Annotated in this window: 18 protein-coding genes, 1 other RNA gene and 1 pseudogene; 7 read left to right on the plus strand and 13 right to left on the minus strand. The window is 68.2% G+C overall.

Annotation, left to right across the window (positions count from 1 at the left end):
- Positions 1-38 precede the first annotated feature (38 nt).
- From QEG98_RS15650 to ssrS, 5 genes are all read right to left on the minus strand, one after another.
- A complete protein-coding gene (locus QEG98_RS15650; protein ID WP_316567257.1) occupies positions 39-1,139 on the minus strand; it encodes a hypothetical protein in 1,101 nt (366 codons plus the stop codon).
- A 96-nt stretch (positions 1,140-1,235) separates the two neighbouring features.
- The gene (gene tyrS / locus QEG98_RS15655) at positions 1,236-2,498 is read right to left on the minus strand and encodes a tyrosine--tRNA ligase (RefSeq protein ID WP_011553032.1); all 1,263 of its coding nucleotides are present in this window, start codon (positions 2,496-2,498) and stop codon (positions 1,236-1,238) included.
- A gap of 56 nt (positions 2,499-2,554) precedes the next feature.
- The gene (locus tag QEG98_RS15660) at positions 2,555-3,343 is read right to left on the minus strand and encodes a TIGR00282 family metallophosphoesterase (RefSeq protein ID WP_090492848.1); all 789 of its coding nucleotides are present in this window, start codon (positions 3,341-3,343) and stop codon (positions 2,555-2,557) included.
- Positions 3,340-3,963, minus strand: coding sequence for a 5-formyltetrahydrofolate cyclo-ligase (locus QEG98_RS15665; protein ID WP_002639727.1), 624 nt, complete (start codon positions 3,961-3,963; stop codon positions 3,340-3,342). Before QEG98_RS15665 ends, QEG98_RS15660 begins: the two co-directional genes overlap by 4 nt.
- Before the next feature lie 19 nt (positions 3,964-3,982).
- Positions 3,983-4,178, minus strand: a non-coding RNA gene (ssrS, locus tag QEG98_RS15670) — 6S RNA.
- A 249-nt stretch (positions 4,179-4,427) separates the two neighbouring features.
- Between ssrS and QEG98_RS15675 the strand changes: the two genes are divergently transcribed.
- From QEG98_RS15675 to QEG98_RS15700, 6 genes are all read left to right on the plus strand, one after another.
- Positions 4,428-5,015 carry a hypothetical protein gene (locus tag QEG98_RS15675; RefSeq protein WP_316567258.1) on the plus strand — a complete coding sequence of 196 codons (588 nt, stop codon included), beginning with the start codon at positions 4,428-4,430 and terminating at the stop codon, positions 5,013-5,015.
- Positions 5,015-5,317 (plus strand): hypothetical protein, encoded by a 303-nt coding sequence (locus QEG98_RS15680; RefSeq protein WP_316567259.1) that lies wholly within the window; start codon positions 5,015-5,017, stop codon positions 5,315-5,317. Before QEG98_RS15675 ends, QEG98_RS15680 begins: the two co-directional genes overlap by 1 nt.
- On the plus strand, positions 5,314-6,312 hold the full coding sequence (locus tag QEG98_RS15685; protein WP_316567260.1) for a serine/threonine-protein kinase: 999 nt from the start codon (positions 5,314-5,316) through the stop codon (positions 6,310-6,312). Before QEG98_RS15680 ends, QEG98_RS15685 begins: the two co-directional genes overlap by 4 nt.
- Positions 6,313-6,417: 105 nt before the next feature.
- Positions 6,418-6,588, plus strand: a complete 171-nt coding sequence (locus QEG98_RS15690; RefSeq protein WP_316567261.1) for a hypothetical protein — start codon at positions 6,418-6,420, stop codon at positions 6,586-6,588.
- Positions 6,589-6,781: 193 nt separating this feature from the next.
- Complete coding sequence (locus QEG98_RS15695; RefSeq protein ID WP_316567262.1) at positions 6,782-8,248, plus strand: ATPase domain-containing protein; 1,467 nt, start codon at positions 6,782-6,784, stop codon at positions 8,246-8,248.
- Positions 8,245-9,342 carry a hybrid sensor histidine kinase/response regulator gene (locus QEG98_RS15700; protein ID WP_316567263.1) on the plus strand — a complete coding sequence of 366 codons (1,098 nt, stop codon included), beginning with the start codon at positions 8,245-8,247 and terminating at the stop codon, positions 9,340-9,342. Before QEG98_RS15695 ends, QEG98_RS15700 begins: the two co-directional genes overlap by 4 nt.
- Here QEG98_RS15700 and QEG98_RS15705 read toward each other — a convergent pair.
- The 8 genes and pseudogenes from QEG98_RS15705 to QEG98_RS15740 form a co-directional block, all read right to left on the minus strand.
- Positions 9,339-10,483, minus strand: a pseudogene (locus QEG98_RS15705) (cysteine desulfurase family protein). The gene QEG98_RS15700 and the pseudogene QEG98_RS15705 overlap by 4 nt on opposite strands.
- Positions 10,480-11,601, minus strand: a complete 1,122-nt coding sequence (locus QEG98_RS15710; RefSeq protein WP_090492858.1) for a DHH family phosphoesterase — start codon at positions 11,599-11,601, stop codon at positions 10,480-10,482. The pseudogene QEG98_RS15705 and the gene QEG98_RS15710 overlap by 4 nt, the downstream one beginning before the upstream one ends.
- Positions 11,602-11,754: 153 nt before the next feature.
- Positions 11,755-12,597, minus strand: coding sequence for a Fic family protein (locus tag QEG98_RS15715; protein ID WP_163884489.1), 843 nt, complete (start codon positions 12,595-12,597; stop codon positions 11,755-11,757).
- Positions 12,598-12,713: 116 nt separating this feature from the next.
- Entirely contained in the window at positions 12,714-14,054 is a 1,341-nt protein-coding gene (locus tag QEG98_RS15720; protein WP_090492860.1) for an AAA family ATPase, read from the minus strand.
- 107 nt (positions 14,055-14,161) lie between these two features.
- On the minus strand, positions 14,162-15,109 hold the full coding sequence (locus QEG98_RS15725; RefSeq protein WP_090492862.1) for a branched-chain amino acid transaminase: 948 nt from the start codon (positions 15,107-15,109) through the stop codon (positions 14,162-14,164).
- Positions 15,110-15,206: 97 nt separating this feature from the next.
- Positions 15,207-16,232 (minus strand): patatin-like phospholipase family protein, encoded by a 1,026-nt coding sequence (locus tag QEG98_RS15730; protein WP_316567264.1) that lies wholly within the window; start codon positions 16,230-16,232, stop codon positions 15,207-15,209.
- Positions 16,178-16,621 carry a hypothetical protein gene (locus tag QEG98_RS15735; RefSeq protein WP_316567265.1) on the minus strand — a complete coding sequence of 148 codons (444 nt, stop codon included), beginning with the start codon at positions 16,619-16,621 and terminating at the stop codon, positions 16,178-16,180. Before QEG98_RS15735 ends, QEG98_RS15730 begins: the two co-directional genes overlap by 55 nt.
- Before the next feature lie 16 nt (positions 16,622-16,637).
- Positions 16,638-17,576, minus strand: a complete 939-nt coding sequence (locus tag QEG98_RS15740) for an AAA family ATPase (protein ID WP_090492865.1) — start codon at positions 17,574-17,576, stop codon at positions 16,638-16,640.
- A gap of 189 nt (positions 17,577-17,765) precedes the next feature.
- Between QEG98_RS15740 and QEG98_RS15745 the strand changes: the two genes are divergently transcribed.
- Entirely contained in the window at positions 17,766-17,987 is a 222-nt protein-coding gene (locus QEG98_RS15745) for a hypothetical protein (RefSeq protein WP_316567266.1), read from the plus strand.
- The last annotated feature ends 111 nt before the right edge of the window (positions 17,988-18,098 follow it).

An 18,098-nucleotide genomic window follows, 5' to 3' on the forward strand; every position in this document is an offset into this window, starting at 1 on the left:
CGCGGTCCACCCCGGGGAGTGGGCCCTTCAGCCCGGGCTCATTCCCCGCAGGTGGCCTTGTCGTCCGTGGGATGCAGGGTGGCGATGCCGTAGGTGCCATTGCGCGTGCCACACCAGATGCGCCAGTTCGTCCCGCCCAGGTCCGGCGCCGAGTACACGCCGCCTTCCTTCTTGGCCCCGCCGCGCGCGCAGCACCGGGCGAAGGCGCGCGTGCCAATGGACATCAGCCCCACCGCGTCCGGCCCGCGTGAGAAGCCGCCGACGCGCTTCTCTCCGCAGGACCAGGGCGCCACGCCCTTGAAGCGGATGAGGTAGGCGTCACCCTTCAAGGCCGCGGCGCCGCGCACCGGGCCCTGGTAGCAGAGGCGGCCCTCCGCCTCGAGCTGGGCATAACGCGGCAGGAAGTGCAGGCCGCCAATGGGGCCTCGCTGCCAGTCGTCGCCGCAGAAGACGTGCGTGAAGGCGTTGCGAGGCCCGGTGCTGACCCAGAGGCCCGTGAGCCAGTCGATGTTGGCCTGCCGCGCGCCGGGCCGGCCCGCCACGGACAGGGCCCGCTGGAGGCGCGGGTCGTCGTAGTGGCGCGAGACGAATCGCCGCACGTCGCCTTCACTCACGCTGACGTCGGGGCGCGCGGGGCACAAGTCCAACACCTCGCGGTCCATGGCGGACAAGGGCGGCGGCTTCGCGAACAGGGGCGCGCTGTCACACGTCGTCGCGCAGCCGGTGGCCGGCTTCCAGCTCGCGGAGCCGGCCAGCTCCTCGTCACCGTCGTTGTCAGCGTCACGCGCGGCCACGCGGCCCGCGGGGCCCCGCATCGTCACCTGCCGCGCCGAGTGGGCCCGGTCCGCGGCCACCAGGTCCGCCGCGCTCGGAGCGGCCGGCGCGGTGGACTCCGGCGCGCCTTCACACAGCACCCAGCCTTCGGCGGACGCGCCGCTCAGCTTGCACCAGGCGCGGTTGGGGCCGCCCTTCTTCAGCAGGGGGTAGGGCCTCCCGGCCTCCACCGTGAAGACGACCTTGCGGGACTCGGGCTGCTCGAGGGCGTCCACCGTGACGTCGGACACGAAGACGCCGCGGCCCGCGAGGGCGGGCAGCGAGGCACCCAGCAACAGGGCGAGACAGGGCAGGGAAAGACGCATGGCGCACGGGAGTCTACAGCAGTCCCCGCCGTGCCCCTCAGGGGAGGGGCAGGGGGGCATGTCCTGCGCCTGCGACGGCCGTCACCGGCCGGAGATTCAACCGAGCTTCACGCGGGCTGCCTTCAGCTTGCCCACCTGCACCGTGTACTCGCCGGCGCCCAGCTCCGCCTTGACGTCCTGCACCTTCTCGCCGTTGACGCGCACGCCGCCCTGCGCCATCAGCTTGCGCGCCTCGGTGGCGGACGCGACCAGCTTCGACTCCGGCAGCAGCTTCGTCACCGGCAGCTTCTCCGCGCCGCCCAGGGACACCTCCACCAGGGGCAGCTCGTCCGTGGACAGCTCCTTCTTCGCGAAGCGCTTCTCGAAGTCCTCGGCGGCCTTCTTCCCGGCCTCCTCGCCCTGGAAGCGCGCCGTCATCTCCTGCGCGAAGCCGACCTTCACCGCCTTGGGGTGCAGCGCGCCGGACTCCACCTGGGCGCGCATCTCCGCCAGCTCCGCCCGCGTCTTCGCGGAGAGCAGCTCGTAGTACCGCCACATCAGGTCGTCGGTGATGCTCATCAACTTGCCGAAGATGGTGTCCGCCGGCTCGTCGATGCCCACGTAGTTGTCCAGGCTCTTGGACATCTTGTCGCCGACAATCTTCCCGTCGACCGCCTTCGCGTTGAGGCCCTCCAGGATGGGGCCCGTCATGATGACCTGGGGCGCCATGCCCTCTTCCTTCATCAACTGGCGGCCCACCAGCAGGTTGAAGAGCTGGTCTGTCGCGCCCAGCTCCACGTCCGCCTTGAGCACCACCGAGTCGTAGCCCTGCAGGAGCGGGTAGAGGAACTCGTGGATGGAGATGGAGACCTCGCCGCGGAAGCGCTTCTTGAAGTCGTCGCGCTCCAGCATGCGCTGCACGGAGTAGCGCGAGGCCAGGCGGATCATCCCTTCGGTCCCCAGCGAGTCCAGCCAGCTGGAGTTGAAGCGCACCTGCGTCTTGGACTCGTCCAGCACCTTGAAGACCTGCTTCTTGTAGGTCTCCGCGTTGGCCTTCACCTCGTCGCGCGTGAGCGCCGGGCGCGTGGCGTTGCGGCCCGTCGGGTCGCCAATCAACCCGGTGAAGTCACCGATGAGGAACACCACCGTGTGGCCGAACTCCTGGAAGCGCCGCATGCGCGTGAGCAGCAGCGAGTGGCCCAGGTGCAGGTCCGGCCGGCTCGGGTCGAAGCCCGCCTTGATGACCAGCGGCTTGCCCGTGTCATACGAGTACTGAAGCTTCTTCTTCAGGTCCTCGGGCACGTGGAGGTCCACCGTGCCACGGGTCACTTCTTCGAACTGCTCCTCGGGGGTCGCCTTGCGCAGCGCGTCCGGATTCATGGCGCCGCAAGCTACCCGAAGTGCGCCAGCCGTGGACGCACTTCCTCCACCGGGTTTCAGGTGCCTGGCAGGTGCTCACGCACGCGGTGGATGCTCCGGCCCCGCCCGGTGGCGTCGTCGATGTCCACCACCACGCCTTGCAGGTAGACGAGCCGCTCCGCCACCTCATAGGGCGCCGGCTTGCCCAGGAAGCGCGCCAGCGAGGACTCCTTCTTCATGCCGATGACGGAGTCCAGCGGCCCGCACATGCCGACATCCGTGATGAAGGCCGTGCCACCGGGGAGGATGCGCTCATCCGCCGTCTGCACGTGCGTGTGCGTCCCCACCACCACGGACACCCGCCCATCCAGGTGGACGCCCATGGCGTTCTTCTCACTGGACGCCTCGCAGTGCATGTCCACCAGGATGCAGGGCGTCTGCTGGCGCAGCTCCTCCACCAGCCCTTCCACCACCTCGAAGGGGCTGGCCTCGGTGCGCATGAAGACGCGCCCCTCCAGGTTGATGACGCCCAGCGCGCGCCCATCCGGCAGCTTCACCACGCCGTGGCCCTTGCCCGGCGTGCCCTTGGGGTAGTTGGCCGGACGCAAGAGCAGGTCCGGATGCTCCTTCACCCAGGGGAGGATGGCCTTCTTGGAGTAGAAATGATTACCGCTCGTCAGCAGCTGGACGCCGCTGTCGAGCAGGTAGTGGGCCGTCTCTGAAGTGATGCCCGAGCCTTGGTCGCTGTTCTCCGCGTTGGCGACCACCACGTCCACGCCGTGTTGCGCGCGGACCCTCGGAAGGAGCGTGCGGACCGCCTGGAGACCGGGGCGGCCCACCACGTCCCCCATGAAGAGGACTTTCACGTATCGAGGAAGTCCCAGTCGCGGTACAGGCCGCGCAGGGACTCAGACTCCGTTACGACCAGGTCCATGTCGACGTCATCCCCGGTCGTGGGCAGCACGGGGACGACCTGGTCATTGAAGGCCAAGCCCACCCGACGACTGCGCTGACTGGCCGCGCGGAGGGTGGCGTCGTAGTAACCGCCCCCGCGCCCCAGCCGCTTGCCTTCCCGGGTGAAGCCCAGGCCCGGCACCACGAAGAGGTCAATCTGGTCCACCGCGATGAGGTCCGCGGAGTTGGTGGGCTCACGCACCCCCAAACGCCCCGGTTCCAGCTCGCTTTCCGACTTGATGGCACGGAACGAAAGAATCCGCCCGTGAACATGTGAGAGCGGGTAGCAGACAATCTTGCCGTCCTGCAACGCCGCAATCAGGATATCCCGGGTTGGCACTTCCCCCCGAATGGGGGCGTACAACGCCACCGTGCGCGCCTTCTGATAATACGGTGCCGCCAGAAACCGAGACTGAACCTTGAGACCCCGCGTATCGATGAGGTCCGGCGTCATCGCCTTCCGGCGCGCCGTGAGCTCCTCTCGTAGGGTCTGCTTCCTCGCCGCCGCCTCTTCCACCACCGTCTCGCTCACCGACGCCGCTCCAAAGAAAAAGTCCCCCGCAGCATGGCCGTGTGCCCGGCGTCCATTGAACCCTCAAAAGCCAGGTGGGGACCGAAGTCATGCCTCCGCAGGCTTCCCTCATCCCCCGTGAGGAGGGAGGGCTTGCACATGGAGACCGAAACGGACCCCGGAATGGACGTATCGGTTCGAATTTCTGCCGAGCATCACGCGCCCCGCAGGGGACAGCCCTTGAACAAAGCTACAGTGCTTCCAAATCCTCGAATCTATTGGGAATTCTCGCCAGAGTCTTTGGAAATGATAAGGACGGGGGGCGGCGGGGTCAAGGCATCCTCGCGCGTTTACAAGGCAGGCGCGGGACCTCTATGATGGAAAGAGCCCGAATCCACCCACATATGCCGCCCTCGCTATTGAACAAGGGTCTTGCGACGGTTCTTTCCGTTGCCTCCGGCCTCGCGTGGGCGGGACCGCCCACGGTGTCGAGCTCCTATCAAGGGGACTCCTATGGCGTGGTGTCCCTGCGCATGCAGGGAGACCAGCTGGTGGGGGTCGCGACTGGCGGACCCTGCGGATTCGAACCCGATACGGAGGTGCTCTCTGGCGAGTTCCAGGACAACGTCCTGGTGGGCCAGGTGTTGCTCTGTCAGTTGGGGCCCCACTGTGAGCCGCGGGTGAATCAGCCCGCGCTGGTCGTGTTCAACCCGGACGATGGGGTGATGACGGCCCTGTTCCGGCTGAAGGACGGTTGCCGCTCGCCGGTGTTGAAGAACGACTCCCTCCTGCTCCTGCGGCCGTTGTCCCGGGACGCGGAAGCGGTGGCGCCTGCGCGCGCGGCTTCGGCGACCACGGCCGTGGCCACCTCGGCCACGCCGGACGGCGCGAACTCGTCCGCGGCGCAGGTGGCCGCGGGACTGGGCCGGCAGGGCGAGGTGTCACCCTTGGAGGAGGGGCAGCGTCAGCTGGCCGCGGGCAACGCGGGCGTGGCGCAGCGCCACTTCGAGCTGGCCCTGTCGAAGGACCCCGCAGCGCCGCCGCGGTGGTGGGCCTGGGGGCCAGCCAGCTGATGCTCAATGACGTGAGCCGCGCGGTGAAGACGCTGGAGGCGGGCAGGGGATTGGGGCGCGCGGACGTCCACCTGTGGCTGGCCTACGCGTATCAGCGCGAAGGCAACCGCAACCGCTCGCGCGAGTCGCTGCGCAAGGCCTTCGAGCAGGGCTGGATGCCCGCGGGCCGGACGGCGGAAGCGGTGCCGGAGCAGGCGCTGCGTGAGGACATCAAGGACATCGAAACGCTCATGCAACAGCAGCGGACCCGGAAGCGGGTTCCCGCCCGCCCGTCGGCGGGGGTTGGAAACACCACGCCGTGAGCCAGCCGACTTCCCCGCAGAAGACCACGCGGGTCTTCGGCAACTACGAAGTCCTCTCCGTGCTGGGCAAGGGCGGGATGGCGGAGGTGTACCGGGCCCGGGTGTTGTCCGGCCCGCGTGAAGGCTGGACGGTGGCGCTCAAGCGCCTGTTGCCCTCGCTGACGCGGGATCCTGAGTCCGTGTCGCTGTTCGCCCGCGAGGCCCAGCTGTCCAAGCAGCTGCACCACCCCAACATCGTCACGGTGCTGGATGCCGGCGCGCTGGAGGGCGTCTACTTCATCGTGATGGAGCTGGTGGACGGCCGCGACCTGGGGCAGATCCTCCGGCGCTGCAAGGTGCGCGGGATTCCACTGCCGCTCGACTTCGCGGTGTACCTGGGCAAGGTGCTGCTGGAGGCGCTCGCGTACGCGCACTCCGCGACGGGGCCCCAGGGCGAGCGGCTGGGCATCGTCCACTGCGACGTGTCGCCGTCCAACCTCTTCATCTCCCGCGTGGGCGAAATCAAGCTGGGCGACTTCGGCGTGTCGCGCGTGCTGGTGGACGGCAAGCTCCAGGGCGGCGAAGTGCTGGGCAAGCCCTACTACCTGTCCCCTGAATCGCTGCTCGGCGAGGTGAACCCGGAGGCCGACCTGTGGGCCGCCACGGTGGTGCTCTACGAGCTGCTGACGCTGGAGCGCCCCTTCACCGGCACGACGCCGGATGCCGTGTTCAACGCCATCCGCGCCCGGCAATACCGGCCCCTGCGGGAGCTGCGGCCCGACATCCCGGAGGCGCTGGAGGCCGTGGTGGCTCGGGCCTTCGCGGAGCGTCCCGAGGACCGTTTCCCGACAGCGGAGGAGTTCGCCCAGGCGCTGACGCCCCACTACGACGAACGTGTGGGCACGCCGCTGGCCATCGCCGCCGTGGTGCGCGGACTCTTCGGCGCCAGTGACGAGGTGCCCGCCGCGCCGTCGCCCAGCGGGACGCCGCCGACGCCGGGCTCGCGCGCGGGGTAGGGGAGCGGGCACCCTGTTGTCCGCTCCACCGTTCCTGCCCACCCTCCAGGACGATGACGACCTTTCCTTCCACCGCGCGCGGTGTCGCGTGGGGGAGGAATCCAGATGGCCAACGAACCCAAGCAGCAGAAGCCGGAGCAGTCCGCACCTAAGCCCGAGGAGCGCGCGCGCCCGCGGACCTCCAAGGCGGACGAAGCCCGGGAAGATGGGATGCCCGGTTACGGGCAGCCCGACGAGGACGTGCGCGAGCAGTCGCTTCCGGAGCAGTCCTGGTAGCGACGCAGGGCGTGAAGCGCGGGTTTCGCTCGCGCGTGTCCAACAGCGTGCATCTGGCGCGTGACCGGGCCCTGGAGTCCGATGCAGAGGCTTGGCCCCGCGCATCCGGGTTGTTAGTTCTCGAAAAAGGAGCGCGCTGAAAGTGTTCCTGGGCGCGCTTCTTCCAACCGCCAATACAAGTGATGGCTCCTGAATGGATCGCCGGACGTGGTCGCTCTTCGAGACGGGCATCCCGAGTTTCGACACGCTGCTGGGCGGAGGCATCCCCAGGCGACAATCCATCATCGTGGCTGGAGATCCGGGCAGCGGGAAGACGGTGCTGTGCAGCCAGATGGCCTTCCTCGCCGCGGCGCGAGGCCTGCCCGTCGTGCTGGTCACCGTCACGTCCGAACCCCACGACAAGCTCGTGGGCGAGCTGAGCAGCTTCAGCTTCTTCAAGGAGGAGCTGCTGGACGAAAAGCTCTTCGTGATGAGCGCCTACTCATCGCTCAAGCAGGGCGCGAAGGAGACGCGGGAGCTCATCATCCAGACGGTGCGCAAGCGGGGCGCGAAGCTGCTCTTCATCGATGGCCTTCGCTCCATCCGGGACCTCTGGCAGGACGAGGCGCGCCTGCGCGAGTTCCTCTATGAGCTGGGCATTGGCCTGGCCGCGGCGGATTGCGTCGGTCTCTTCACCACCGAGTACCCACTGGAGAAGCTGCTGACGCTGCCCGAAGCCACCACGGTGGACGGCATCGTCTCCCTGGCGGTGGTGAAGCACGGCGCCCGTCGCATGCGCCGCGTGGAGGTCGTGAAGCTGCGCGGCCGGCCACACCTGTCGGGGGAGCACCTGATGCGCATCGACGGGGACGGGGTGTCCTTCATCCCGCGCCTGGAGTCGCTGGTGTCCACTGGGAGGGACGTGGAGCCGCCCGAGGAGCGCGTCAGCTTCGGGTTGCCGGAGCTGGACGTCTTGATGGGGGGCGGCGTGCCCCGCACGAGTGCAACGCTGCTCGCGGGCAGCATGGGCATTGGCAAGACGCTGCTGGCCGCGCACTTCGCGGTGGAGGGGGCGCGCCGGGACGAGCACTCCCTCTTCGTCTCGTTCCATGACTCCACGGAGTCGCTCGCCGCTCGGGCGCGGCGCATCCAACTGGACGTGGCGCGCTTCGTGAGAAGCGGGCTCATCACCTACCTGTACATCCCACCTTCGGAGCAGGAGGCGGACCTGGTGCTGGACCGCATCTTCCAGGAGGTTGAGCGGCGGAACGTGAAGCGGCTCGTCATCGATGGCCTCACGACGCTCGAGCAGACCATCACCGAGCGGGAGCGCAGGCCGCTCTTCCTGGGGGCGCTCGCGGAGAAGCTGCGCCGGGCGGGGGTGACGACTCTGTACACCCGGGAGGTCTCCAAGGTGGCCGGCACGGAGCTCGACTTCAGCGATGCGCCCGTCTCCATCCTCGGGGAGAACTTGCTCCTCCTGCGCTACGTGGAGCTGCGCGGGCGCATCCACCGCATCCTGTCGGTGCTCACGATGCGCGACAGCAAGTACGACAATGACTTGCGCGAGTTCCAGATCGCCGACTCGGGGATGAAGGTGCTGGCGACGATGCGCTCCGCGGAGGGGCTGCTGACGGGGCAGGCCCGGCCCATTGGGACGAGCATCGGGGCCTCGGAATGAGTGGCGTCCTCATCGCGGAGGACGAGGAAGCGCTGCTCGAGGTCTTCGCCGAGGTCGTGGAGGCGCTCGGCTACCGCGCCATCCGGGCCCACAATGGCGAAGACGCGCTCATGCTTGCGCGCACGGAGCCGCCAGACCTGGTGGTCAGCGACCACATGATGCCCCGCCGCACGGGGATGGAGCTGCTGCGCGCCATGCGCGCGGAGCCGAGCCTCGCATCGGTTCCCTTCGTGCTGCTGAGCGCCGCGCGGCCCGCGGGAAGGGAGGAGGCGGACGTCTTTCTCGCCAAGCCCGTGGACCTGAGCGCTTTCGAAGAGGCCATCACCGGTGCGCTTCGCTCGAGGCCTCCCGTGGCCGTGCCCACCTTCCCCGAGCCGAAGGCCTCCACGGACACGCGCAGGGGGGGCTTCCTGGCCCGTGAGGAGGTGCTCAACTGGGTGGCCCATGAGCTGAAGACGCCGCTCTCCTCGGCCCGCCTCAACGCCCAGGTCCTGCTGCGCAAGGTGGAGAAGCGGGGCGAGGACGACGAGGTCCGTTCGGTGGACGCCGTACTGCGGCAACTGGATCGGATGAACCACCTCATCTCCTCCATCCTGGACGCCTCGCGCCTGTCCGAAGGCAAGGTGGAGCTGAGGCCCAGGCAGGGCGACCTCGCCGTCTTCCTCCGGGAACTCATCCAGGAGTGGCGCGACCTGGAACCGCAGGTGGACTTCGCGCTGCGGGGCGCCGAGGAGCCCGTGTTCCTTCCCTTCGACGGGGAGCGGGTGCGGCAGGTGCTCAACAACCTGCTCTCCAACGCGGTGAAGTACGGGGGCGGGACACGGCGGGTCGAACTGGGCCTCGCTCTGCACCCCGGGCTGGTGGACATCCACGTCCGGGATTGGGGTATCGGCATCTCCGCGGGGGCGCTTCCCTCCGTCTTCGAGCGCTTCCAGCGGGCGGACGGCGAGCCTGCCCAGGGGCATGGCCTGGGGCTCTACATCGCCTCGTCGCTGGCGAAGCTGCACGGCGGCTCGTTGTCGGTGAAGTCCGTGCTGGGGGAGGGGGCGACCTTCCACCTTCGGCTGCCCCTGAGCCGGCGTTCCGTGTCCTAGCCGGCCAGTGCGCGGACGTGCGGCACGTGCCGCACGAGCGCGTCCACCACGCGCGCCACGTCCGCTTCCGTCGTGCCGGGGCCCATGCTGAAGCGAAGGCTGCCTCGGGCCTGCGCGGGCGACAGGCCCATGGCCCGCAGGACATGCGACGCCGTCAGCGTGCCGGACGCGCAGGCGGCGCCGGAGGACACGCAGATGCCCTCCAGATCCAGGGCGATGAGCAGCGACTCACCCTCCACGCCGTCGAAGCGCAGGTTGCTGGTGTTGGGCACGCGTGGGGCCGCGCCGCCGTTGATGTGCACGCCGGGCAGTCGCGCCGTCACCTCCCGCTCGAATGCATCGCGGAGCGTGGTCAGCCGCGCCGTTGTCTCAGTCAGCTCCGCATCGGCCAACGCGAGCGCGAGCGCCAGCGCCTCCGCGTAGGGCACGTTCTGCGTCCCTCCGCGACGGCCGCCTTCCTGGTGGCCCGGCGTGAGCGCGCGGACGTCCACGCTCTTGCGAACCATCAGCACGCCCACGCCCGGAGGGCCGCCGAACTTGTGCGCGGACAGGGACAGCAGGTCCGCGTCCACCTCGCGCAGGGACAGGGGCACCTTGCCCGCGGCCTGAACCGCGTCCGTGTGGAACAGCACGCCGCGCTGACGGCACGCGAGCGCCACCTCCCTCGCGGGCTGGAGCACGCCCGTCTCGTTGTTGGCCCACATCAACGAGCACAAGGCCGCGTCCGGCGTCAGGGCCTCCAGCATGTCGGCTTCGCGCACGCGCCCGTCCGGACCGGGCGCCACCCGCACGACGTGGGCGCCTTCCCGCTCCAACTGCGCCACCGCGCCGAGCAGGGCGGGGTGCTCCACCGCGGAAGTCACCACCCGCCGCCGCTCGGGCTGGGGCCGCAGGTGCCGGCGCCCACGAGCGCCAGCGCGTCCGCCTCACTGCCAGAGCCGGTGAAGCTGACTTCCTTCGGCTCGCAGCCGAGCACGCGGGCCACCTTCGCCCGTGCCGCGTCCAACCGGGCCCGGGCCGCGCGGCCCTCCTGGTGCACGCTGGATGCATTGCCATAACCGCTCGACGCGAAGGCGCGCGACAGCAGCGTCGCCACCTCCGGTCGCACCGGCGCGGCTGCGTTGTAGTCCCAGTACGTCACGAGTCCTGCGCGTACAACAGCGACACCGGCCGCTCGTTGGCGACGCCGAACGCCTCCACGAACTTGGCCACCAGCTCGCGCTTGAGCGCCTTGCGCTGCGCCAGCTTCCCGGACAGCGGCAGCCGCGCTCCGGCCATGCTGCCGTGGCCGCCGGACGAGCCGCCGTAGTCCTCGCAGATTTCGCGGATGAGGCGCCCCGCGTTCATCCGCCGGTCCTTGACGCGCAAGCTGAGGAAGAGCTGGTTGCGGTACGTCCCGAAGGCCAGCGACCACTTCATGCCTTCGAGGAACATCAGCCGCTCGGCCACCTCCGCCACCATGTCCGGGGAGTAGACCTCCTCCAGGTCGGTGATGATGGCCGTCCCGTACACCTTCGCCCGCTCGTAGGCCGTGTGGTACAGCTGGAAGTAGCGCGCGGGCAGCTCGGGGTGCTCAATCTGCGCCAGCAGCATCTTGTCCATGCGCGGGAACAGCCACAGGTAGCTGTCCACGTCCGTGGGCGTCGTCTCCCGGCCCAGGTCGCGCGTGTCCGCCTTGATGCCGTAGAACAGGCCGGTGGCCACCTCCGTGGAGGGCTCCAACCGGGCCGCGCGCAGGTACTCCACCAGCATGGTGGACGTGGCTCCGAAGTCGCCGCCCACGTCCGCGAAAGGGGCCTCCAGGCTCTCCTGGCGCAGCGGATGGTGGTCCACCACCAGGTGCGCTTCCAGCCGCGCGGGCAGGGAGTGGTTGCCGACCTTGGGCTGCGTGTCCACCAGCCCGAAGAGGTCGTACTCGTCGAAGTCGATGGTCGACACGTGTGAGACGGGCAGGCGCAGCACCTTCACGAAGGCGATGTTCTCCGCCCGGCCGATGATGCCGCCGTAGCCGATGTGGGCCTTCAGGCCCGCCTTGCGCTCGAGCAGGTGCGCCAGGGCCACCGCCGCCGCCAGCGAGTCCGGGTCCGGATTGTCGTGGGTGAGGATGAGCGCCTTGTGGTGGCCCTGGGCCACTCGCAGGAGCCGCTCCAGCTTGTCACGGGCTGGCATATGGGCCAGCCGCGGTGGCGGGGGCTCCGTCAGCTCGCCTCCCGAGCTTCCGGTTCCGCGGCGGCTGTTGAGGGACTGTGTCACGGGCATGGGTATTCTTCTTACTTCCTCCCGTCCGGGGATTCGAGGATCCGGGGTCTGTTGCCAACACACCAATGGTGTCGACGGACCCCGCATCCTTCACGACGCGCGAGAGGAGCGTGAGCCTGCGCGCTCCCTCGCCGGGCCGCCGCGGGACGTGGGCTAGCTGTTCAGGGCCTTGTACTTGCGCCCCAGGTCCCGGAAGTACTTCATGCCGTTGTCGAGCGAGTTCTCCATCGCGTCCATCAGCACCGTCCGGAAGCCCGCCACGGGGCCCCGGAAGGACTCGTAGTAGCGCTGCCGGTCGATGGAGTGGATGACGGCGGGCATGTAGCCGTTGCGCAGCAGGATGAGGTTGCTGCACATGCGCCCCACCTTCCCGCTGTGCTCGGTGAAGGGGAAGATCTGCACGAACTTGTGCTGGACCGTGGCCGCCTGCTTGATGGGGTGGAACTCGCGGAACTCGGCGCTGGCCGTGTAGTCCACGAGCTTCTCCAACTCCGGCTGGATCTTCGCCGGCTGGGAGATGTCGTGGAAGTACGTGCGGTGCAGCGGCATGTCCTTGCGCAGCCCGGACCTGTCGCGCTCCTTGGCCAGCTCCTTCTCCGTGCGCTCGCGGCGCTCCATGCGCGCGCGCTCCGTCTGGGCCTCCGGCGTGTTGCCCAGGAAGAGGTCGTGCATCCGCTTGATGGTGGTCAGCGTGATTTGCGCCTGCTTCTTGGCGCCCGCTGCCTCCTCACGGATGAAGTCACAGACGGCCTTGTGGTTCCGGATTTCGAGGACCACCGGAATCATGGAGGCTTCCGCGCTGGTTCGATGAGGGAACAGCGCGGCCATCAGTTCCTGATGCGTGTAGACGACTCCCTCTAGCGCGGCGTCGTGGTAGATCCACGACATCTCCATCTTGTCCAAGAACTCGCGCGCGTCCGGCTTGTCCTTGTAGATGTCGAGGTACCCACGCAGCGTTTCGTTCTTCTCGTCGATGTCCTGGTAGCGTTCCTTCACGGACTGCGGCTCCTTCTCGCTGCGGGTCCGCCGCGGGCGGTACTCGAAGCATGCGGCCGAGCGGTACAACGGCGCGTGGATTCTAGAAATTCCGCGCGGTTGTAACAACGAAATCATCACAGATTGACGAGGAACACCTCGCACGCCTGGTCGAGCAGGTCCTTGGAGAGCGCTGGAGGTATCTGCCGGTAGCGCGCCGCGTCCCGGATGAGGCTCACCAGGTCCCGAGGGTGGCACGAGCGAAGCTCCATGCTCCGCGGCTTGTAGTAGTGCTCGATGAGGTACGTGACGGCCTGGTCCACGTACGGGATTCCCGCTGCCTCGCAGACGCGACTGAAGATTTCCCGGTAAGCCTCTTCGTCGGGGTTCCCGACCTCAATCTTGTACTTGATGCGGCGCAGGAAGGCCTCGTCCACCAGTTCCTTGGGGTCCAGGTTGGTGGAGAAGACGAGGAGCTGGTCGAAGGGGATTTCGAACTTCTTGCCAGTGTGAAGGGTGAGGAAGTCCACCCGCTTCTCCAGGGGGACAATCCACCGGTTGAGCAGGTCCGTGGGGTGGACCTTCTGGCGGCCGAAGTCGTCGATGAGGAGCATGCCGCCGTTGGCCTTCACCTGGAACGGGGCCTCGTAGAAGCGGGTGCTCTCCGAATAGATGAGGTCCAGCATCGCCAGCGTCAGCTCGCCGCCCACGACGACGGAGGGCCGGCGGCACAGGAGCCACCGGTTGTCCATTTCGAAGGTCTGCCGGCGGCCGGAGGCATCCCGGCCGACCTCCAGCGACACCGGCGTATGGATGAGCCGGTCGTGGACCTGGATGATTTGATTCCCAATCTCCAGGCAGTGGGGGACGAACACCTCGCCGCCGAACATGTTGGAGACGGCCTCGGCCAGGCTCGTCTTGCCGTTGCCGGGGGAACCGTAGAGGAACAGCGAGCGGCCGGAGTTCACCGCCGGGCCCAGCTTGTCCATCAGCTCCGCGGGGACGGTGAGGTGGCTGAGCGCCATCACCAGCTCCTCCTGGCTGACGACGGGCGTCTCCTCCGTCTGGCTGGTGATGAGCGCGTTGTACTGCTCGATTGGCACCGGCGCGGGGCCCACGTAGGTGGTGCGGGTGAGGGCGTCTCGCGCGTACTCGCGGCCCTTCTCCGACAGGATGAACTCCACGGACGCGCGGCCAAAGCCCTTGCCGCCGCGCAGGTCCACCAGCTTCTCCGTGGCGAGGAAGTCCACCACGTGCTCGATGACGCCTGGCCACGGCAGCCGCATCTCGTCCGCGATGCCCATGCCCGTGCCCGTGCCCGCGTAATAGAGGTACTTCAGGGCGATGTCGGACAGGATGCCCATCTTGAGCCCCGTGTCCTCCACCGACTTCGGCTCCGGTGGAGCGATGTCGAGGATGGATGGGTTCTCGAGCTTGAACGGATTGTCGTCGTAGTCGTAGCCAGCGGGAGGAGCCATCAAGCCCCGTTCTAGCCCATTCGATGGGCGGTCGGGCGCGGGACGTGGCCTCTTCCCTGGCTGCCCGCCCCCCTCCCATGCCGAAGAGGGGGGCGAAGCGGGGTGGCTCAGATGTACGTGAGCCAGTCCGCGTAGCGCGGCTCCTGGCCACGCACGATGCGGAAGTACATGTCCTGCACGTACCGGGTGATGGGGCCGGGCTTGCCGTCGCCCACCTGGCGGTTGTCCACCTCGCGCACGGGGGTGATCTCCGCCGCCGTGCCGCAGAGGAAGATCTCGTTGGTGATGTAGAGCGCGTCGCGGGTGAAGGTGACCTCCTCCACCGTGCGGCCGCTGTCGCGCAGGATGTGCAGCACCGTGTCGCGGGTGATGCCGTCCAGGATGGGGCCGGACAGCGGGGGCGTCTTGATGATGCCCTTCTTGTTCACCTGGAAGATGTTCTCTCCGGAGGCCTCGGCCACGAAGCCGCTGATGTCCAGGAGGATGGCCTCGTCGTAGCCCGCCAGCACCGCCTCGCGCTTGGCGAGGATGGAGTTGACGTACTGGCCGGTAATCTTCCCGCGCACCATGTTCACGTTGACGTGCATGCGAGTGTACGAGCTGACCTTGGCGCGGATGCCTTCCTTGATGCCCTTGTCGCCCAGGTACGCGCCCCAGTCCCAGGCCGTCACGGCCGTGCGGGTGGGGTTCACCGCGCCCAGGCCCATGGCGCCGTCGCCCATGAAGGCCACTGGCCGCAGGTACGCTCCGTTGGCGAACAGGTCCTTCTGCGCGCGGAGCAGATTCACGCACGCGTCGAAGAGCTCGTCCTCGGTGTACGGAATCTTCAGCATGATGATGTGCGCCGAGTCGAGCAGCCGGCGGACGTGCTCACGCAGCCGGAAGACGGCCAGCCGTCCGTCGTGCGTCTTGTATGCGCGGATGCCCTCGAAGACACCCAGGCCATAGTGAAGCGCGTGCGTCATCAGATGCACGTGGCCCTCGTCCCATTTCATCAGTCGGCCGTCGAGCCAGATTTGCTCGGCGCGCACTCCACTACTCGAGGTCGAGCTCATTCGATGTTCCTTCGCCTGGATGTTGAGGGGGGGACAGCCAGGGCCTTCTAGCCAGTGAAACCTATGAGGTCAAAGCGTGTTTCTCGTCCCGAAACAGTCACAGCACCGGTGGCAGGGGGGCGAGCATCCGACGAAGGAACGGGAGGTCCTCCGAGAGTGCCGCCCTGCCGAATTGTAACGCCTTCGAGGCCAGTTCCACCGACGGTACGACGTCCAGCGGTGACAGTGTTCGCGGAAAGCGTTTGACGTGGTGCGTATAGGGAAGGTTTGGCGCCACCGTCATCGCGGCGAGCCGCTGGAGGGGCAGCCAGAAGGGCGTGGTCAGCTTCGGAGCGAAGCCGTCGAGCGCGAGGATGAACGCGTTGCGCGTGCCGATGCGGCCTCGGGCCACCGCCTTCCACGCCGCCTTCGCTGGCAGGTTGTCCACCAGTCCTCCGTCGATGAGCCTCGCGACGCCGTGCTGGCCCATGAGTCCTTCCACCAACGTGTGCATGCCGGGGTCCTCGCGCAGCACGTCGTAGTGGATGACGCCTGGCAGCGCGGAGGAGAAGCCCGCGGCGTCGAGCGCGTCGAAGTCGCCGGTGGTGTCGTCCGCACCCAGGTAGAGGCGGGCGGTGATTTCGGGGCGGGTGAAGAGCTCGGCCATGGCACCCATGGCGGCCTGGATGCGGCGTGCCACACCCGCGGGGTTGAGCAGGCCCAGCGGACTGGTGCCCAGCAGGCGCTCGTAATACTCCAGCGGCCGGGGAAGCATGCCGCGGCGGATGCCGCCCACGGCGATGAGCGTCGGCACCGGCAAGTCCTTGAGCCGCATGCCACTGTTCTCCGGTCCCGCGCTGAAGAAGCGGCCCAGCCCCGCGCGCAGAAACAGCCGCAGCGCGGCGGGCAGGCCGTAGCGGCTCTCCGTGGAGATGAAGCGGAAGAGCTTCCGGAAGGACAGCCCGCGGACGATGTTGATCATGTCCGTGGCGTCGAAGCGCGACAGGCGCGAGCGCATGATGGCCAGGATGGCGCCCATGGACGTCCCGGCGAGCAGGCGCGGCTCCAGGCCGTATTCGTCCAGGAGGCTCATCGCTCCCAGGTAGACGTAGGCCGTTCCGCCGCCGCCACCGGTGACCAGCACCAGTTCCTTGTGCCGGATTTCCCGGTCCAGTGCCTCGGGGGAACGCGCCCGCGCAGCCGCTGCGCCACCATGTCGCGCGCCTTCGCGGCGTGCTGGCGCAGGTCCTTCACGTGCGGCATCAGCCGGTCCCGCGTGGGCGGGAAGGGGGCTTTGAGGACGGGGCCCAGGCGGCGCTCCACCTCCTCGCGAAACGGGGTGAGCAGCGCGCCCACACCCACGTCGCGCTCGCCGTGCCGCACCTTGTAGAGGCGTGCCAGCGACAGGGCGGTGCGGAGAATGGCTTCCTCGCGCGGGTCGACCAGGGCCGCGTTGGCCAGCGATGCGCGCACGAGGCGGAGCTCCATCTCCTCGAGCGGCCGGGTGATCTGGAAGCGTTCCTTCAGCAGCACGCGCTTCGAGGGCCCGTCAGGCCTGGGCAATCTGCGAGAGGTTGGCCTTCGCCTTCTCGATGTCGCCTTCGTACTTGAGGACGAGGTTCAGCGTGGAGGCCACCACGTCGGCGGTGAGCTGCTCCGCGTTCAGCAGCGCCAGGCTCTGGGCCCAGTCGAGCGTCTCGCTGATGGAGGGCGCCTTCTTCAGGTCGAGCGAGCGGATGGCGGCCACCGCTTCCACCACCTGCTCCGCCAGCACCTGGGGCACCTGGGGCAGTCGCGAGCGGACGATGCGCAGCTCGCGCTCGCGGTCCGGGAAGTCGATGTGCAGGTGGAGGCAGCGGCGCTTGAGCGCGTCGGACAGCTCGCGCGCGGCGTTGGAGGTGAGCAGCACGCGGGGGATGTGCTTCGCCCGGAAGGTGCCCAGCTCGGGGATGGTGACCGCGTTGTCGGAGAGCACCTCCAGCAGGAAGGCCTCGAACTCCGGGTCCGCCTTGTCGATTTCGTCCACCAGCAGCAGGGCGGGGCGCTCGGAGAGCTGGGCCTTCAGCACCGGGCGGGGCAGCAGGAAGCGTTCGGAGAAGAACACCGCGTCGCTGGAGGCCAGCCGGTCCGCCGCCTGCGCCAGCGTGGTGGTGCCCTGCACCATGTCCCCAATCTTGTCCTTGAGGAGCTGGGTGTAGAGCAGCTGCTTGGCGTACTCCCACTCGTAGAGGGCCTTCGCCTCGTCCAGGCCTTCGTAGCACTGGAGCCGGATGAACTCGCGGCCCAGCGCCTGGGCCAGGGCCTTGGCCAGCTCCGTCTTGCCGACGCCGGCGGGGCCTTCCACCAGGATGGGCTTGTTCATCCGGTCCGCCAGGAAGGCCGCCGTGGCGATCTCCGGCGAGGATAGATAGCCCACCTGCTCCAGGCGATTCTCCGCGTCCTCCACGCTGGTGAAGGCGTGGCTCTCAACCGTCGAAGGGGTGCTCACCCGGTGAACTTAACCGACGCCCTCCTGGGGACTGCGGCAAAAATGCCAGGGTTCCGGCGTCGTCACCGTGGCCCGTTCGCCTCGCTGCCTGGCAAACCCGCGTAACTCCGGAGGGAAATATTCTGCGCAACGTGGGCACACCTCGTGCATCTCATGGCTTCCAATCGGTATTCAGGGAGGTGAGCGGTCATGGTGTGGGCGTGGTTGCGGATGGTGATGATGGTGGCAGTGGTCCTGCTTCCGGGCGGCTTCCCGCTGCTGCTGGCCTATGTCGCCTTGCGTACACTCCGCAGCAGTTGGCGCCGTGCCCAGGAGGAGGCCCTGACGGGGGGCCGCGTGGTGTCGCTCCGGGACGTCGTCTCCACGCTCCACTTCAAGGAGCTGGTCCGCGAGGCACGCGCCGCGCTCTGAGCGCGGATGGAACCGCTCGACGCTTCCTGCGTTGGAACTGAGACGGCCCTGACACACCTGCCCGGCTAGGGCATGGATGTCAGGGCCGTTTCATTGTGGACTCGGGGTTCC

The sequence above is a fragment of the Myxococcus sp. MxC21-1 genome (genome assembly GCF_032612255.1).
GTDB lineage: Bacteria > Myxococcota > Myxococcia > Myxococcales > Myxococcaceae > Myxococcus > Myxococcus virescens.

Excerpts from the sequence above, each read along its gene's own strand:
- QEG98_RS15745 (WP_316567266.1), top strand. The coding sequence starts at position 17,766 with ATGGTGTGGGCGTGGTTGCGGATGGTGATGATGGTGGCAGTGGTCCTG.
- QEG98_RS15700 (WP_316567263.1), top strand. The coding sequence starts at position 8,245 with ATGAGTGGCGTCCTCATCGCGGAGGACGAGGAAGCGCTGCTCGAGGTC.
- QEG98_RS15695 (WP_316567262.1), top strand. The coding sequence starts at position 6,782 with ATGGATCGCCGGACGTGGTCGCTCTTCGAGACGGGCATCCCGAGTTTC.
- QEG98_RS15650 (WP_316567257.1), bottom strand. The coding sequence starts at position 1,139 with ATGCGTCTTTCCCTGCCCTGTCTCGCCCTGTTGCTGGGTGCCTCGCTG.
- QEG98_RS15680 (WP_316567259.1), top strand. The coding sequence starts at position 5,015 with ATGCTCAATGACGTGAGCCGCGCGGTGAAGACGCTGGAGGCGGGCAGG.
- QEG98_RS15710 (WP_090492858.1), bottom strand. The coding sequence starts at position 11,601 with ATGCCCGTGACACAGTCCCTCAACAGCCGCCGCGGAACCGGAAGCTCG.
- QEG98_RS15720 (WP_090492860.1), bottom strand. The coding sequence starts at position 14,054 with ATGGCTCCTCCCGCTGGCTACGACTACGACGACAATCCGTTCAAGCTC.
- QEG98_RS15690 (WP_316567261.1), top strand. The coding sequence starts at position 6,418 with ATGGCCAACGAACCCAAGCAGCAGAAGCCGGAGCAGTCCGCACCTAAG.
- QEG98_RS15725 (WP_090492862.1), bottom strand. The coding sequence starts at position 15,109 with ATGAGCTCGACCTCGAGTAGTGGAGTGCGCGCCGAGCAAATCTGGCTC.
- tyrS (WP_011553032.1), bottom strand. The coding sequence starts at position 2,498 with ATGAATCCGGACGCGCTGCGCAAGGCGACCCCCGAGGAGCAGTTCGAA.